We start from the raw sequence: 16570 nt of genomic DNA on the forward strand, positions 1-16570 counted from the left end.
CGATGCCGAGCCGATGGCGCCAGGAGGCGGTCATGACCACGATCCTGCGACTCCCCGGGGACCCAGCCGAACTCACTCTCCCCGCCCTGCTGTTGCGCAACGCCGAGGACCACGGGGATCTCCCGGCCCTGTCCTGGCGCACCGAGATCGATGCCGGCTGGACCACGCTCACCTGGAGCGAGGTGCGCCGAGAGGCGGCCACCCTGGCCGCCGGGTACGCGGCACTGGGCGTCGAGCGCGGTGAGCACGTCCTGATGATGATGACCAACCGCCCCGAGCACTGGCTCAGTGACCTGGCCCTGACCCACCTGGGCGCCGTCCCGGTCACCGTCTACGGCACCGCGGCACCCGAACAGGTCGCCCACATCGCCCGGCACAGCCGAGCCCGTGTCGCGATCGTCGAGGGCGCTCGCGAACTCGGCTGCTGGGAACCGCTGCTGGCGGACCCCGGCACCCGACTGGAGCGCCTCGTGGTGGCCGAGGCGGCGCAGGCGGGACCGCACCGGACGTACGAATCGCTCAAAGGGCACGAGCCCCTCGGGTCGTGGGGGAATCTGGGCGTCCTGGAGAAGAACGGCGGGGTGCTGGAACAGAGGGGCCTGCTGAAGGCGGGCACCCAGGGGCGCACGGACGTCTTCGAGAAGGCCTGGCGCGAGACCCGTGCCACGGACCCCCTGACCGTCGTCTACACCTCGGGTACCACCGGAGAGCCCAGAGGCGTGCGTGTCACCCACCGCAACGTCGTCCTGAACGCGCACGCCCTGAACCGGCTCGTCGACCTCCCCGACCACGTCGAGCACCTCTGCTACCTCCCCCTCGCGCACATAGCCGAGCGCATGCTCGGCATCTACCTGCCGGTGTTCCGCGCCTCGCACGTGTACCTGTGCCCCGATCCGGCGCAGGTCGGGGCGATCGCCCGGGAGCTGCGTCCGGCCCAGTTCTTCGGGGTCCCACGGGTGTGGGAGAAGCTCGCCGCGGCCGTACGGACCGCGCTCGCGGGGCTCCCGGCGCGGCGCCGCGCGGACGTGGACGCGGCCATGGAGACGGCCCGCGCGCGTGTGGCGTGCCGCGAACGGGGCGAGGACCCGCCGGCCGAGCTGGAGGAGGCGTACCGGACGGAGAAGGAGCGGGTGCTCGACCCGATCCTCGCCCTCGCCGGATTCGACCGCCTGGTGTGGACGGCGAGCGCCTCGGCGCCGATGCCCCCGGACGTGGCGGACTTCTGGGCGGGCTTCGGACTGGTGATCATGGATGCCTGGGGGCTGACCGAGACCATAGGCGTCGCCACGACCAACAGCCCCGCCGCCTTCCGCCGGGGCTCGGTCGGCAGACCTCTGGACGGCCTGGAACTGCGCACCGCCGAGGACGGCGAGATCCTGGTGCGCGGCGCGACCGTCTTCGACGGTTACCTGCGCGCCGACGGCACGGTGGAGGACGCCCGCGACGCGGAGGGCTGGTTCGCCACCGGCGACCTCGGGCGGATCGGCGACGACGGCTTCCTCCGCCTGACCGGCCGCAAGAAGGAGATGATCGTGACCTCGACGGGCAAGAACGTCTCGCCCGCCCACGTGGAGAACACGCTCAAGGAGCACCCCGTCGTCGACCAGGCCTACGTCCACGGCGACGGCCGCCCGTACCTGGTCGCCCTGCTCGTCCCGGACCCGGCGGCGGCGGAGGATCCGGCGGACCTGGCGGAGGCGGTCGCGCACGCCGTGGCACAGGCGAACACACGCCTGAGCCGCACCGAACAGATTCGGCGCTACCGCGTGCTCGACCGGGAATGGAGCCCCGCGACGGGCGAGCTCACACCCTCGCTGAAGCTCCGCCGCACGGCGGTACAGGAGCGCTACGGGGACGTGATCGAGCAGCTGTACACCTTCTGACCTGCGGCGGGACTGATTTGATCATCATGTGAGATGTTCCCCGATGTGAGGTGTGCCATCGCGTACACGTGGACTCGTGGGGAAGGTGGCTCCTTGGTCCGTGCCGCGACAGGGGAGGTACGGGCCGGGACATGTCCGGACCCGCGTGCACTGTGCGTCGGGCGCACCAGAGAGTGGATCCACCCGTGAGCAAGGACGCCGTAGACACGGCCAAGGCCGCCGCAGCCCGCACCGACGCGGCCCGAACGCCCGCGGACGCGGGCGACGCCGGATACAGCAAGGACCTCAAGCCGCGTCACGTCAACATGATCGCCATCGGCGGCGCGATCGGCACCGGACTCTTCCTCGGCGCCGGCGGACGCCTCCACAGCGCGGGCCCCGCACTGGCGATCGCGTACCTCGTCTGCGGAACGTTCGCCTTCTTCGTCGTACGCGCCCTCGGTGAGCTGGTCCTCTACCGGCCCTCCTCCGGGTCCTTCGTGTCGTACGCGCGTGAGTTCCTCGGCGAGAAGGGCGCCTACGTCGCCGGGTGGATGTACTTCCTCAACTGGTCGACGACCGGCATCGCCGACATCACCGCGATCGCGCTCTACACGCACTACTGGAGCTTCTTCACCGACATCCCACAGTGGGTGCTGGCCCTGATCGCCCTCGCGGTGGTCCTGGCCGTCAACCTGATCTCGGTGAAGATCTTCGGCGAGATGGAGTTCTGGTTCGCGATCATCAAGGTCGCCACCCTGGTCTCCTTCATGCTGGTCGGCATCTTCCTGCTGGCCACCCACCACGACGTGGACGGCCAGAAGCCCGGTCTGAGCGTCATCACGGACCACGGCGGTCTCCTGCCGCACGGCCTGATGCCGGTGGTCCTCGTGATGCAGGGCGTGATCTTCGCCTACGCGGCCCTGGAACTGGTGGGTGTCGCGGCGGGCGAGACCGCAGAGCCCGAGAAGGTCGTCCCGCGCGCGGTGAACTCGATCATGTGGCGCGTCGGCCTCTTCTACGTCGGCTCGGTCGTTCTGCTCGCGCTGCTGCTCCCCGGCTCGGTCTACTCCGCCGACGAGAGCCCCTTCGTCACGGTCCTGTCGAAGATCGGTGTCTCGGGAGCCGGTGACGTCATGAACCTGGTCGTGCTCACGGCAGCCATGTCGTCGCTGAACTCCGGCCTGTACTCCACCGGCCGCATCCTGCGCTCCATGGCGACGGCGGGCTCCGCGCCCAAATTCACCGCGCGGATGAACCGCAGCCAGGTGCCCTACGGCGGCATCCTGCTCACCTGCGCGGTGTGCGTGCTCGGTGTCGGCCTGAACTACCTCATGCCGGACCAGGCCTTCGAGATCGTCCTGAACGTGGCGTCCCTGGGCATCATCAGCACCTGGGTGATCATCATGATCTGTCACCTGGTGTTCGTCCGCCGCGCCAAGGCCGGCCTGGTCACGCGCCCGTCCTTCCGTCTCCTCGGCAGCCCCTTCACGGAGACCGTGACGATCCTCTTCCTGCTGGCCGTGCTCGGCCTGATGTGGAACGACCCTGAGGTCGGCCGCAAGACCCTGCTGCTCATCCCGGTCATCGCGGCCCTGCTGGTCGGCGGCTGGTTCGCCGTCCGCCGCCGGGTCTCCAAGGCGGCGGACGAGGAACTGAGCGGGCTCACGAAGTAGCGCCGAACGCGGTCCGGCAGCGGCTCGAGGAGCGTTGTCGGTGCCGGCGTCTACGGTGGCGCCATGTCGGGGATCACGTACGTCCGGGGTGACGCCACCGTTCCGTCGGTGAAGGGCGTCAAGCTGATCGCGCATGTCTGCAACGACATCGGGGGCTGGGGGAAGGGCTTCGTGCTGGCGCTCTCCCGCCGCTGGCCGGAGCCGGAGAAGGCCTACCGCGCCTGGCACCGCGGCCGCGCACACAACGACTTCGGGCTGGGCGCCGCCCAGTTCGTCCAGGTCGAACGGCACGTGTGGGTCGCGAACCTGATAGGCCAGCGGGGCATCCGGACGGGCAGCAAGGGGGTCCCCGTCCGGTACGAGGCCATCGACGCGGCGCTCGGACGGCTGGCGGACCAGGCCGTCGCACTCGAGGCGTCCGTCCACATGCCCCGTATCGGCTGCGGCCTGGCGGGCGGAACCTGGTCGCGTGTGGAGCCGCTCATCACCCAGCGACTGGTGCAGCGGGGGATCGCGGTGACGGTGTACGACCACGAGGGGTGAGCGACGTGTGACGGACGACCGCGACGGACGGGACGGTCGCGACGGCCGAGTGGGCGGCAGGGGTCGGCCGGGGGTTGCTTTCGGTCAACTCTGGCGCAGAACCTCGTTGGTTCGCACGCGTGAACGGGTACATCACGGCCATGGACCTCATCCCGTACCCGATCGGCCCACTCAACCCGAAGGTTCAGGATCTGCTCCTCGCGCTGCCGCTGTTCGCCCTCGTCTACGTGCTCATCGCCCGGATACTGCCCCGGATGAACCGGGTGCTCGCGGCGCGGGACGACGCGATCAACGGCACCAGGGAACGGACCGACGCCGTGCGGGCCCGCGCCGAGCGTGAGCGCGCCCAGACGGAGGCACTTCTGGCCGAGGCCCGTCATGACGCCGCCCGGATCCGGCAGGACGCCCACGAACGGGGCGCCACCCTGATCGTCGAGGCCCGCGAGGACGGGCAGCGCGCCCGCGAGGCCGTCCTGGCCGAGGGCCGCGCCCGCGTCGAGTCCGAGCGCGCGGCCGCCGAGGTCGAACTCCGCATAGCGGTGTCGGAGTTGGCCTCCGACCTGGCGAGCCGCATCGTGGGCGAGCCGATCGGAACCCCCGCGCAGCACGGCAGCTGACACCCGCCGTCGAACGACCGCCCGCCCCGGAAGGGACGGGCGGCCGCACGGACACCGGGCCCCGGCCCACGGCCGGGGCCCTGAACTCAGCCGGAGTGGACGGAGTCGGTCGCGGCGATCTTCTTCCACGACCTGGGCTGTGCGGGGACCCCCTTGTGGTCCCGGGCCGCCGACAGCGAGGCGCCCCGCGTGGCGGGCGCCGCCGGCTTCGACGGCTGGAACAGCCAGGTGTCGAAGAGCGGGGCGAGAGACTTGCCGGACACCCGCTCCGCGTACTTCCGGAAGTCCTCGACCGTGGCGTTCCCGTACGGGTGCTCCTTCGGCCATCCCTTCAGCACGGTGAAGAACGCGTCGTCCCCGATCTCGTTGCGCAGCGCCTGGATCGCCAGCGCGCCCCGGTCGTAGACAGCCGTGTCGAATTGGTTGTCCGGACCGGGGTCACCGGGCTTCACCGTCCAGAAGGCGTCGTCCGCCGGGTGCGAGGCGTACGTGTAGTCCGCGAGCTCCTGCGTCGTCCCCTCGCCCTCGTGCTCGGACCAGAGCCACTGCGCGTACCGCGCGAAGCCCTCGTTGATCCAGATGTCCTTCCACCCGGCCAGCGACACGTCGTCGCCGTACCACTGGTGCGCCAGCTCGTGCACGACCACGGAGGTATTGGAACCGTTCGCGAACTGCCGAGGGCTGTAGTACACGCGCGTCTGGGTCTCGAGCGCGTACCCGGTGGTGGTGTTCGGGACGTAACCCCCGACCGAGTTGAAGGGGTACGGGCCGAAGTAGCCGGTCAGCCAGTCGACGATCTCCCCGGTCCGCTCGACGCTCGCCCGCGCGGCCCCGTCGTTGTCGCCGAGGTCCTTGCTGTACGCGTTGACGACCGGGACGCCGTCGGACGTCTTCCCGGTGGTGATGTCGAACCTGCCGATGGCGAGCGTGGTCAGATAGGTCGCCTGCGGCTTGTTCGAGCGCCAGTTGTAACGGGTCCAGCCGCGCTGCGAACTCGTCGACTGGAGCGTGCCGTTGGAGATGGCCTGGGTGCCGTCCGGCACCGCCACCGAGACGTCGTAGGTCGCCTTGTCGCTCGGGTGGTCGTTGCTCGGGTACCACCACCAGGCCGACTCGGGCTCGTCCGCCGCGACGGCGCCGTCCGGAGTGCGGTGCCAGGTCGAGAAGCCGTACGCGCTCTTCGTGGACGGCACCCCGCTGTAGCGGACCACCACGGTGACGGGGGTGCCCTTCGGCAGCGGGGTCGCCGGGGTGATCTCCAGCTCGTGCTGGCCCGAGGTGGTGAACGAGGCCTTCGCGCCGTTGACCCGCACCTCGCTCACGTCGAGCAGGAAGTCCAGGTCGAAGCGCGAGAGGTCCTGCGTGGTGGTGGCCAACAGGGTGGCCGTGCCCTCCAGTTCGTCCGTCGTGGGCTGGTAGGTGAGCCGGAGGTCGTAGTGCGAGACGTCGTACCCGCCGTTGCCGTAGGCCGGGTAGTAGGGGTCGCCGATGCCCGGCGCCCCGGGGGTGTAGTCGGCCGCCGATGCCGGGATCGCCAGCAGCAGGGAGGCGGCGAGCGCGCCCGGGGCGATGAGTCTGCGGTGCACGTCAAGCTCCAAGTCGTGGGGGCACAAGGACAGTTCGGAGCCTATTGAGTCCCGGTGACCCCGGCCGTGTCCACGGCCGCCCCTGTCACACGATCGCCATTCGGCCGACACCTTTCGCCGGAACGCCGCACCCGCCCCGTCCGCACCGGACTTTCCCTCTGTGAAGCTTCCAAGTGCCCCCTTTTGCACAGGAGTTGACCGGGGTACCGTCCGCGCATGCCGATACCAGCGCGCCGCATACGCTTCACGACCTGGAGATCGCTCGCGACGGTGGCCACGGCCGCCCTGATGGCCGCCTTCCTCACCCCCGCCGCCGCGCACGCCACCGTGCGGGAGAGCGCTCCCATCTACTCCTACGACAACGCCGTCCGCGAATCCGTCTGGGTCGACACCGGCCTCGACGGCGACGGCGACGGAAGGAACGACCGCGTCGCCGTCGACATCGTCCGGCCCCGCGAACCCGCCCGGCAGGGCCGCAAGGTGCCCGTGATCATGGACGCCAGCCCGTACTACTCCTGCTGCGGTCGCGGCAACGAGAGCCAGCTCAAGACGTACGACGCGCACGGGAACGTCGTCCAGATGCCGCTTTTCTACGACAACTACTTCGTGCCCCGCGGCTACGCCTTCGTCGGCGTCGACCTGGCCGGAACCAATCGCTCCGACGGCTGTGTGGACGTCGGGGGCCGCTCCGACATCCAGTCCGCGAAGGCGGTCGTCGACTGGCTGAACGGCCGGGCCAGGGCCTACACCACCCGTACCGGCGCCGCCCCGGCCAGAGCGACCTGGACCAACGGCCGTACCGGCATGATCGGCAAGAGCTGGGACGGCACCATCGCCAACGGGGTCGCCGCCACCGGCGTGAAGGGCCTGAAGACCATCGTGCCGATCAGCGCCATCTCCTCCTGGTACGACTACTACTTCGCCCAGGGCGCCCCGCTCTACGACTCGGGACCGGACTGGCTCTCCGACTACGTCGACAGTCCCGACGCACGGGCCAGGTGCGCCGCCGTGCAGCGGAAGATCGTCGCGGGCGCCCCGCGCACCGGCGACTGGACACCGTTCTGGACCGAGCGCGACTACGTGAAGGACGCCGGCAAGGTCAGGGCCAGCGTCTTCCTCACGCACGGCATGGAGGACCTCAACGTCCGCACCAAGAACTTCGGCTAGTGGTGGAGCGCCCTCGCCAAGAACGGCGTCGAGCGCAAGATCTGGCTCTCCCAGACCGGTCACGTCGACCCGTTCGACTTCCGCCGCGGCGCCTGGGTCGACACCCTGCACCGCTGGTTCGACCATGAACTGCTCGGCTACGACAACGGCATCGACCGCGCGCCCATGGCCGACATCGAGCGCCACCCCGACCAGTGGGTGACCACGTCCGTCTGGCCGCCCCGTTCCACCGGGACGGCCACCCTGCGCCCGGGCACGGGCAGCCAGCAGGGCGTCGGCACCCTCGGACTGCGCAAGGGCTCCGGAACGGAGACGTTCACCGACGACCCGGCGCTGAGCGAGACCGACTGGGCGGCCCACATCGACGAGTCCACCAGCGAGAAGGCCGGGTTCGTCACCGGGCCGCTGACCAAGGACCTGCGCCTGTCCGGCTCCTCCGAGGTGACCGTCACCGCCACACCGACCACCTCCAGCGCCCACCTCAGCGCGGTCCTGGTCGACCTTGGCCCCGACACCATCCGCGACTACGCGGGCGGCGGCGAGGGCATCACCACTCTCACCGACCGGACCTGCTGGGGAGCGAGCACCGCGGGCGACAGCTCCTGCTACAGGGACACCCAGGCCGCGACGACCGACGTCGGCGCCACCGTCCTCAGCCGGGGCTGGGCCGACCTCGGCACCTCCGCGTCACCGGGCAAGGGAGTACCGCTCACCCCCGGCAAGGCCTACACGATCACGCTCGACCTGGCCGCCACCGACCACGTCGTGCCGGCCGGCCACCGGCTCGCACTCGTCGTCGCCGGCACCGACCGGGATCTCATCGACCCGCCCTCCAGCACCCCGACCCTGACACTCGACCTCTCCCGTACGTCGGCCCGGGTCCCGGTGGTCGGAGGGGCCGAGGCCTTCGGCAGGGCGACGGCGGGGACCGGCACGGCCGCGAGTCCGTCCGTCCACGAGGGCGTCGGCGATCCGCGCACGGCCCAGCGGGTTCCGGGCGACCGCCACTGACGGCGTCCCGGACGCGCGCCGGGGCCGAGCCGGTCACCCACCGTCACGGCCCCGGCGACACCGGCATCCACCCGCGCCGCCGGCCGGAGACCTGTCCGCGCGTCCGGGCCCGACCACCGTTCGCCGGAGGTGCGTTCGGGCGGCCGGACCCGCGGTCACGGACCGTCCGGCCGCAGCCGCGGGTCAGCGCGTCGCGGCCGGGTCTTCGCCCACGGCGAGCGCGGCCGCGTCCCGCGCGCATCCCCAGGCCACCGTGACCCCCGCGCCGCCATGGCCGTAGTGGTGCACCACGACCCGCCCGTCGGCGCGCACCTCACGCTCCAGCCGCACCGGTGTGCGTACCGGACGCAGTCCCACCAGATGACCGAGGACACGCGCCCCCGCGATCTCGGGGCGCAGGGCGGCACACCGCTCGACGATCCGCGCGGCCGTCGCCGGATCGGGCGTGAGCGACCAGTCGTCCTCGTCGGTGGTGCCGCCGAGCACCAGCCGGCCGGGATGCGGGAAGACGTACGTGCTCGTCCCGGCGATCTTGTCGGTGGCGACGATCCAGGAGTCGACGCCGGGGTTCTCCGTGATCACGAGCTGTCCGCGCACGGGCCGTACGGCCGGATCCGGGACCAGCGAGCGCGCCCCCAGCCCCGCGCAGTTGACGACGACCGGCGCCGGCACCCGGGCGAGATCGGTCACCGTGCGTGTCTCGATGGTCCCGCCGGCCGCCGTGAACCTCTCACGCAGCCACCGCAGATGCACCGGCATGTCGATCAGCGGCAGCCGTGCGCGCAGCCCGGTTCCCGCGTACTCCTCGGGCGTGGTCGCCCGCAGTCCCGGTACCCGGGCGGCCCACGTGCCCTGCGTGTCCGGACGCGACCCCGCCAGTACGCCGTCGACCATGCGTACCCCGGTCGTTTCCGGCCGTTCCGCCAACTTCTCGTACACGGAGAGTGATTGGAGTGCCCATTCACCGGCGAGGGCCTCGGGTTCGATGCGGTACGGCCACCACAGCGCTCCGGCGACCGCCGAGGTGGCCCGCTCGGCGGGCTCCCGCGTCCACACCCGCACCCGCCGGCCGCGCTCGGCCAGGACGACGGCCGTCGTCAGTCCGATGACACCGCTGCCGACCACGATCACGTCGTCGCTTCGCGTGTTCTCCACGCGGGGACGTTAGCGGAACATGTCATGCCGTGCTCACGTCACTCCCCGTCCGGGGACACCCACAGCCCGCGCACGGCGCCGCGGGGCGGACACGCGGCGCTGAGGGCGGCGGACGCACGCGTGCGGGCGGCCGGTGGCGCACGGAACGCGGGGTCCACGGCAGGCCGGCCGGGCCGTTAGGATCGGCCTCCTGATGACTGCCACTCTCGTCGCCAAGAACCTCGCCGCCGGACACGGCGACCGCTCGCTCTTCACCGGGCTCGACCTCGTCGTCGCGCCCGGCGACGTGATCGGGCTCGTCGGCGCCAACGGCGCGGGAAAGTCCACGCTGCTGCGGCTGCTCGCCGGGCTGCTCACGCCCGAGGAGGGGGAGCTGCGGCTGTCCCCGCCGTCCGCGGTGGTCGGGCATCTGCCGCAGGAGCCGGAGCGCCGGGACGGCGAGACCGTACGGGCCTTCCTCGCGCGGCGCACCGGCGTGGCCGAGGCCCAGCGGGTGATGGACGAGGCGACGCAGGGGCTCGTCGACGGCGCGCCGGGCGCGGACGACGCCTACGCGGAGAGCCTGGAGCGCTGGCTCGGCCTCGGCGGCGCCGACCTCGACGAGCGGGCGGAGGAGGTCACCGACTCCCTCGGCCTCGCGGTCGACCTGGACCAGCCGATGACGGCCCTGTCCGGCGGGCAGGCCGCCCGCGCGGGGCTGGCCTCGCTGCTGCTGTCCCGCTACGACGTCTTCCTGCTCGACGAGCCCACCAACGACCTCGACCTGGACGGTCTGGAGCGGCTCGAACGGTTCGTCTCCGGCCTGCGCGCGGGCACCGTCGTCGTCAGCCACGACCGCGAGTTCCTCACCCGCACGGTCACCAAGGTGCTCGAACTCGACCTCGCTCAGCAGCAGATCACGCTGTACGGCGGTGGCTACGAGGCGTACCTGGAGGAGCGTGACACCGCCCGCCGGCACGCCCGCGAGGACTTCGACGAGTACGCGGACAAGCGGTCCGCCCTCGAAGGGCGCGCCCAGATGCAGCGCTCCTGGATGGACAAGGGAGTGAAGAACGCCCGGCGCAAGGCGAACAACGACAACGACAAGATCGGCCGCAAGTTCCGCAGCGAGGCCAGTGAGAAGCAGGCCGCGAAGGCCCGGCAGACCCAGCGCATGATCGAACGGCTCGACGTCGTGGACGAGCCGCGCAAGGAGTGGGAACTGCGCATGGAGATCGCGGCCGCGCCGCGCTCCGGAGCGGTGGTCGCCACTCTGCGGGACGCCGAGGTGCGGCGCGGCGACTTCACCTTCGGGCCCGCCACGCTCCAGATCGACTGGGCGGACCGGGTGGCCGTCACGGGCGCCAACGGCGCGGGCAAGTCGACCCTGCTGGGCGCTCTGCTCGGCCGCGTCCCGCTGGACGCCGGGCACGCCGCCCTCGGCTCCGGTGTCGTCGTCGGCGAGGTCGACCAGGCCCGCAAGCTCTTCCACGGCCCGGAGTCCCTGCTCGACGCGTTCTGCGCCGCCGTCCCCGACACCGAACCGGCCGAAGTCCGCACCCTGCTCGCCAAGTTCGGGCTCAAGGCGGAGCACGTGCTGCGCCCGGCCACCAGCCTCTCCCCGGGCGAGCGCACCCGTTCGGCGCTGGCCCTGCTCCAGGGGCGCGGGGTCAACCTCCTGGTCCTCGACGAGCCGACCAACCACCTCGACCTCCCCGCGATCGAGCAGCTGGAGTCGGCCCTCGACACGTACGAGGGCACGCTGCTGCTGGTGACCCATGACCGCCGGATGCTCGACGCCGTGCACACCACGCGCCGTCTGGAAGTGGCCGCGGGCAAGGTGACGGAGCGCTGAGGGGCCTGTCCGGGCACGGTACTTACCGGGCCTCCGCCAGCCGCCGCGCCATCCTGGGGTAGTCGACGACGAATCCGTCCGCGTCGAACTCCAGGTCACTGCGGTAGTCCCCGGAGGAGAAGCGGACCCGGCCGCTCTCGCCGTCGCTGCCCAGATGGGCGTACGTCTGCTGCGACGCCCGCACCGCGAGGTCCGGCACGGACACCCAGGCCATCAGGAACTCCCGCTCGCCCGGGGCGAGATGGAGCCCGTGGCGCAGCACCGGCATGGTGTTCGTCAGTGGGCACAGCCCCAGGTCGCAGTCGAGGGCGCCGCCGAGATCGGGCAGCCACTCCCCGTCCGCCGTCCAGCGGCCCTCACCGTCGTGCCGCAGGTCGAGCGTGCGGGTGCCCGAGGCCGTCTCGGCGCTCACACACAGCCGCCGGGTCACGAACCCGTCGACGGTGTCGAGCTCGTAGGAGATCCAGTACGGCTCGGGAACCGTTCCGACGGCGCGCCCGCGCGCCCGCAGAGAGCGGGCGCCGGACATGATCCAAGAGGTCTCGAACCCCTTGCTCTCCGTGACGGCCCAGGTAAGGACACGCGAGCTGGCCATACGGTCACTCTAGGAGCGTGGGCCCGGTGCCGCGCCCCTTTCGGGGCGCGGGAAACCGCGCGGCCGGCCACCGCTCATCCGCAAGTCAACGGCGGCCCTTCTTCGGGTCCACCAGCCCCGCGCGCCGCAGCGCGTCCGCCATCGCGCTGTTGGCTTGGCGCCGGAGCGGCCTGCCGCGAACCTCCGCCACCGCCACCGCCCGCCCCGCCCCGCGGCTGACGCTGCTGCTGGCGCTGCTGCGGAGGCCGTCCGCCCCGCTGCGGACGCCCGCCCTCACCCTGCTGGTCCGACGCGGTCGCCTCGTCGTCCAGGCGCAGCGTCAGCGAGATCCGCTTGCGCGGGATGTCGATGTCGAGCACCTTCACCTTGACGATGTCACCGGGCTTCACGACATCCCGCGGGTCCTTGACGAACGTCCTGGACATCGCCGAGACGTGGACCAGACCGTCCTGGTGGACGCCGATGTCCACGAAGGCGCCGAAGGCGGCCACGTTCGTGACGACCCCTTCGAGCACCATCCCGGACGACAGGTCGGAGAGCTTCTCGACGCCCTCCTTGAAGGTGGCCGTCTTGAACGCGGGCCGCGGGTCGCGCCCCGGCTTCTCCAGCTCCTTCAGGATGTCCGAGACGGTCGGCAGACCGAACGTCTCGTCCACGAAGTCGGCCGGCCTGAGCGAGCGCAGCGCACCGGTGTTGCCGATCAGGGTCGCGACCTCGCTGCCCGCCGACTTCACCATGCGCCGCACCACGGGATACGCCTCGGGGTGCACGCTGGACGCGTCCAGCGGGTCGTCCCCGCCCCGGATCCGCAGGAAGCCCGCGCACTGCTCGTACGCCTTCGGGCCGAGCCGGGGCACGTTCTTCAGGGACGTACGGGAGCGGAAAGGGCCGTTGGCGTCACGGTGCGTCACGATGTTCTCGGCGAGTCCCGAGGTGATGCCGGAGACACGGGAGAGCAGCGGGGCGGAGGCCGTGTTGACGTCCACGCCCACGCCGTTCACGCAGTCCTCCACGACCGCGTCCAGGGAGCGGGAGAGCTTCACCTCGGACAGGTCGTGCTGGTACTGCCCGACACCGATGGACTTCGGGTCGATCTTCACCAGCTCGGCCAGCGGGTCCTGGAGCCGGCGCGCGATGGAGACGGCACCGCGCAGCGACACGTCCATGTCGGGCAGCTCCTGCGAGGCGAACGCGGACGCGGAGTACACCGACGCCCCCGCCTCGGAGACCATCACCTTGGTGAGCTGCAGCTCGGGGTGCTTGGTGATGAGCTCACCGGCGAGTTTGTCCGTCTCGCGTGACGCCGTGCCGTTGCCGATCGCGATCAGGTCGACCGTGTGCTCCTTGGCGAGCCGGGCGAGTTTGGCGACGGCCTCGTCCCACTTGTTCGCCGGGACATGCGGGTAGATGACGTCCGTGGCGACGACCTTGCCGGTCGCGTCGACCACGGCGACCTTCACGCCCGTGCGGAATCCGGGGTCCAGGCCCAGCGTCGAGCGCGTGCCGGCCGGAGCGGCCAGCAGCAGGTCCCGCAGGTTCGCCGCGAAGACGTCGACCGCCTCGTCCTCGGCGGCGGTGCGCAGCCGCAGCCGCAGATCGATGCCGAGGTGCACGAGCAGGCGGGTCCGCCAGGCCCAGCGGACCGTGTCCTTCAGCCACTTGTCGCCGGGACGGCCGCGGTCGGCGATCCCGAAACGCTGGGCGACGATCCCCTCGTACGACGAAGGCGCTGTCGGGGACTCGGCGGGCTCCTCGGGCTCCAGGACGAGGTCGAGGATCTCTTCCTTCTCGCCCCTCAGCATGGCGAGGACGCGGTGCGAGGGCAGTTCCTTGAAGGGCTCGGCGAAGTCGAAGTAGTCGGCGAACTTGGCGCCCGCCTCCTCCTTGCCGTCCCGCACCTTGGCCGACAGGCGTCCACGCACCCACATGCGCTCCCGTAGCTCGCCGATCAGGTCGGCGTCCTCCGAGAAGCGCTCGGTGAGGATCGAGCGGGCGCCGTCCAGGGCCGCCTGCGGGTCGGCGACGCCCTTGTCGGCGTCGACGAAGGCCGTCGCCGCGGCCACCGGGTCGACCGTCGGGTCGCCGAGCAGGCCCTCGGCCAGCGGCTCCAGACCGGCCTCGCGGGCGATCTGCGCCTTCGTGCGCCGCTTCGGCTTGAACGGCAGATAGATGTCCTCCAGGCGCGCCTTGGTCTCGGCGCCCCGGATCTGGGCCTCGACCTCCTCGGTGAGCTTGCCCTGCTCGCGCACCGATTCGAGGATCGCCGTGCGCCGGTCCTCCAGCTCCCGCAGATAGCGCAGCCGCTCCTCGATGGTGCGCAGCTGCGCATCGTCGAGCATCTCGGTCGCTTCCTTGCGGTAGCGGGCGATGAAGGGCACCGTCGAACCGCCGTCGAGCAAGTCGACGGCGGACTTGACCTGCCGTTCCCGTACGCCGAGCTCCTCGGCGATCCTGCCTTCGATGGACCCTACGAGGGGTGTCGTCACGATCCCGTACCGCCTTCTCCACAGAGGTTGCGCGGCAATTGTGGCAGGTGACACCGACAACGGGGGATCAGGGCGCCGTTCGGCGGTGTCAGCCCTTGCCGGTCATGCCCTCGGGGAACGCGCCGGCCGCGAGCGCCGTCATCAGCAGTCCCTTCGCCAGTTCGGTGAGGCGCTCCACGCCCGCGGCGCCCAGATGCTCGTACGGGGCCCGGTCCAGCTGATCCGTCCGGTCCTCGATCTCCTGGCGCAACGCGGTGCCGGCCTGCGTCAACTCGCCCTCCGCGTCCAGCAGTCCGCGTCCGCGCAGGCGCTCCACCGCCGCCTCCCAGTCGGCACGCGACCAGCCGCGGGTGCCCAGTGCCCACTTCGGTGCCATGCCCTTGCCGGTCGCGGTGTGGCTCACCAGCGCCTCGACCGGGTCGAGTTCCGCCGCGAGCAGCACCGCGAGGTGGCCGTCGCCCCGGTGCTCGCGCAGCAGCGTGGCGCCGTGCCAGAGCGCGAGGTGCGGCGCGTCGGGCACGGGCAGGTCCGCGTGCGCGGCGTAGAGCGGGCGCGCCGTCCTGGTGCAGGCCTCGGCCGCCCGCAGGGCCAGCTCGGCGGCCTCGGCCATCTCCTTGGAGGCGAGGACGTCCTCGCCGAGCAGCCGCCGCAGCGTCGCGTCGACGCCGCGCGCGCGTGCCGCGAGGACGGTCTCGGGCGAGGCCTTCTCCCACACCCCGGGCACGTGCCGGGCCACCAGTTCGTGGCGGAAGTTGTAGAACGTCGCCGTCACCGTGCCCGGGCCCACCGGTCCCATGGCCGCGGCCCGCACCGCGAAGTAGGCGCCCCGGCTGTCGTCGATGCCGACCGCGGTGAGCTCGCGGTCCAGGTCCGGGGAGAAGTAGTGGGTCGAGTGCAGCGGATTGAGGACGTTGTGGCAGCGCCGTCCGGCGCGCTCGGGCAGAGGAGTGGTCATGACCGTAGGTTACCGACTGGTCAGTACGTGGGGAACGGGTGGGCGTGGAGACATCCACGGCCGTGGCAGGAAAGGTGGGGTACTCGTCCTTGCGGCCCTCGCCGGTCCCGCCAAGAATCGAAGACATGCGAACCGTCCTGGTCGTCCTCTTCGACGCGGTGCAGAGCCTCGACGTCACGGGTCCCGCGGAGGTCTTCGCGGGCGCCGAGATCTCCCGGGCCGGCTCGTACCGCGTCCGTACCGCCTCCCTGGACGGCGCACCGGTCCGCACCTCCAGCGGTCTGACCCTCGTCCCCGACGGCACCCTCGCCGAGGCGCCCGCCCCGCACACCCTGCTCGTCCCGGGCGGGCAGGGCACCCGGCAGCCGGACCCCCGCCTCACCGACTGGCTGCGGGTGCACGGCCCCCGCGCCGACCGCCTGGTCTCGGTCTGCACCGGCGCCCTCCTGCTCGCCCGGGCGGGCCTGCTCGACGGCCGCCGCGCGACCACCCACTGGGCGTACTGCGACAAGCTCGCCCGCGACCACCCGGCCGTCCAGGTCGACCCCGACCCCATCTACGTACGCGACGGCCGGGTGTCCACCTCCGCGGGCGTCACCTCCGGAATCGACCTCGCCCTCGCGCTCGTCGAGGAGGACCTCGGCCGCGAGACCGCCCTCACGGTCGCCCGTCATCTGGTCGTCTTCCTGCGGCGTCCGGGCAACCAGGCCCAGTTCAGCGCACAGCTCGCCGCGCAGACGGCCCGGCGCGAACCCCTGCGCGAGGTCCAGCAGTGGATCACCGAACACCCCGGCGAGGACCTCTGCGTCGAGTCGCTCGCCGCCCGTGCCCGGCTCTCGCCGCGGCACTTCGCGCGCGCCTTCCAGTCCGAGACGGGCGTGACACCCGGCCGGTACGTCGACCGGGTCCGTCTCGAACACGCCCGGCGTCTGCTCGAGGACACCGCCGACGGCGTCGCGGAGATATCCCGCGCCTGCGGCTACGGCACGCCGGAGGCCATGCGTCGCGCCTTCCTCCGGGCGCTCGGCGCGGCCCCGGCCGAATACCGGCGCCGCTTCCGCCCCGCACCCACGCACTGAACGG

At 71.7% G+C, this 16570-nt stretch carries 10 protein-coding genes and 2 pseudogenes; 7 read left to right on the forward strand and 5 right to left on the reverse strand.

Features of this window, described 5'->3' with window-relative positions; translation table 11 throughout:
• The first annotated feature begins 32 nt into the window (after positions 1-32).
• From HEP85_RS33010 to HEP85_RS33025, 4 genes are all read left to right on the forward strand, one after another.
• Positions 33-1883, forward strand: coding sequence for a long-chain fatty acid--CoA ligase (locus HEP85_RS33010; protein ID WP_168531153.1), 1851 nt, complete (start codon positions 33-35; stop codon positions 1881-1883).
• Positions 1884-2068: 185 nt separating this feature from the next.
• Positions 2069-3538: an amino acid permease gene (locus HEP85_RS33015; RefSeq protein ID WP_168531155.1), complete on the forward strand. Its 1470-nt coding sequence runs from the start codon at positions 2069-2071 to the stop codon at positions 3536-3538.
• A 63-nt stretch (positions 3539-3601) separates the two neighbouring features.
• A complete protein-coding gene (locus tag HEP85_RS33020; RefSeq protein ID WP_168531157.1) occupies positions 3602-4081 on the forward strand; it encodes a macro domain-containing protein in 480 nt (159 codons plus the stop codon).
• 119 nt (positions 4082-4200) lie between these two features.
• Positions 4201-4698 carry a hypothetical protein gene (locus tag HEP85_RS33025; protein WP_248002159.1) on the forward strand — a complete coding sequence of 166 codons (498 nt, stop codon included), beginning with the start codon at positions 4201-4203 and terminating at the stop codon, positions 4696-4698.
• A gap of 86 nt (positions 4699-4784) precedes the next feature.
• Here the strand turns inward: HEP85_RS33025 and HEP85_RS33030 are convergent, their stop codons facing one another.
• Entirely contained in the window at positions 4785-6284 is a 1500-nt protein-coding gene (locus tag HEP85_RS33030; protein ID WP_168531159.1) for a M1 family metallopeptidase, read from the reverse strand.
• Between the two features lie 216 nt (positions 6285-6500).
• On the opposite strand from HEP85_RS33030, the pseudogene HEP85_RS33035 reads away from it, so the two are divergent.
• Positions 6501-8462 (forward strand): annotated as a pseudogene (locus tag HEP85_RS33035) (Xaa-Pro dipeptidyl-peptidase).
• Between the two features lie 183 nt (positions 8463-8645).
• Here the strand turns inward: HEP85_RS33035 and HEP85_RS33040 are convergent.
• Positions 8646-9617 carry an FAD-dependent oxidoreductase gene (locus HEP85_RS33040; RefSeq protein ID WP_248002160.1) on the reverse strand — a complete coding sequence of 324 codons (972 nt, stop codon included), beginning with the start codon at positions 9615-9617 and terminating at the stop codon, positions 8646-8648.
• Positions 9618-9810: 193 nt separating this feature from the next.
• On the opposite strand from HEP85_RS33040, the gene HEP85_RS33045 reads away from it, so the two are divergent.
• Positions 9811-11451, forward strand: coding sequence for an ABC-F family ATP-binding cassette domain-containing protein (locus HEP85_RS33045; protein WP_168531161.1), 1641 nt, complete (start codon positions 9811-9813; stop codon positions 11449-11451).
• 22 nt (positions 11452-11473) lie between these two features.
• Here HEP85_RS33045 and HEP85_RS33050 read toward each other — a convergent pair whose 3' ends face one another.
• The 3 genes and pseudogenes from HEP85_RS33050 to HEP85_RS33060 all read right to left on the reverse strand — a co-directional run bounded on the left by HEP85_RS33050 (position 11474) and on the right by HEP85_RS33060 (position 15487).
• The gene (locus HEP85_RS33050; protein ID WP_168531163.1) at positions 11474-12046 is read right to left on the reverse strand and encodes a putative glycolipid-binding domain-containing protein; all 573 of its coding nucleotides are present in this window, start codon (positions 12044-12046) and stop codon (positions 11474-11476) included.
• Positions 12047-12131: 85 nt separating this feature from the next.
• A pseudogene (locus HEP85_RS33055) lies at positions 12132-14532 on the reverse strand (Tex family protein).
• 88 nt (positions 14533-14620) lie between these two features.
• Complete coding sequence (locus HEP85_RS33060; RefSeq protein WP_168531167.1) at positions 14621-15487, reverse strand: hypothetical protein; 867 nt, start codon at positions 15485-15487, stop codon at positions 14621-14623.
• A 125-nt stretch (positions 15488-15612) separates the two neighbouring features.
• Between HEP85_RS33060 and HEP85_RS33065 the strand changes: the two genes are divergently transcribed.
• Entirely contained in the window at positions 15613-16566 is a 954-nt protein-coding gene (locus HEP85_RS33065) for a GlxA family transcriptional regulator (protein ID WP_168531169.1), read from the forward strand.
• Positions 16567-16570: the final 4 nt, after the last annotated feature.

Source organism: Streptomyces sp. RPA4-2, assembly GCF_012273515.2.
GTDB classification, from domain to species: domain Bacteria; phylum Actinomycetota; class Actinomycetes; order Streptomycetales; family Streptomycetaceae; genus Streptomyces; species Streptomyces kaempferi.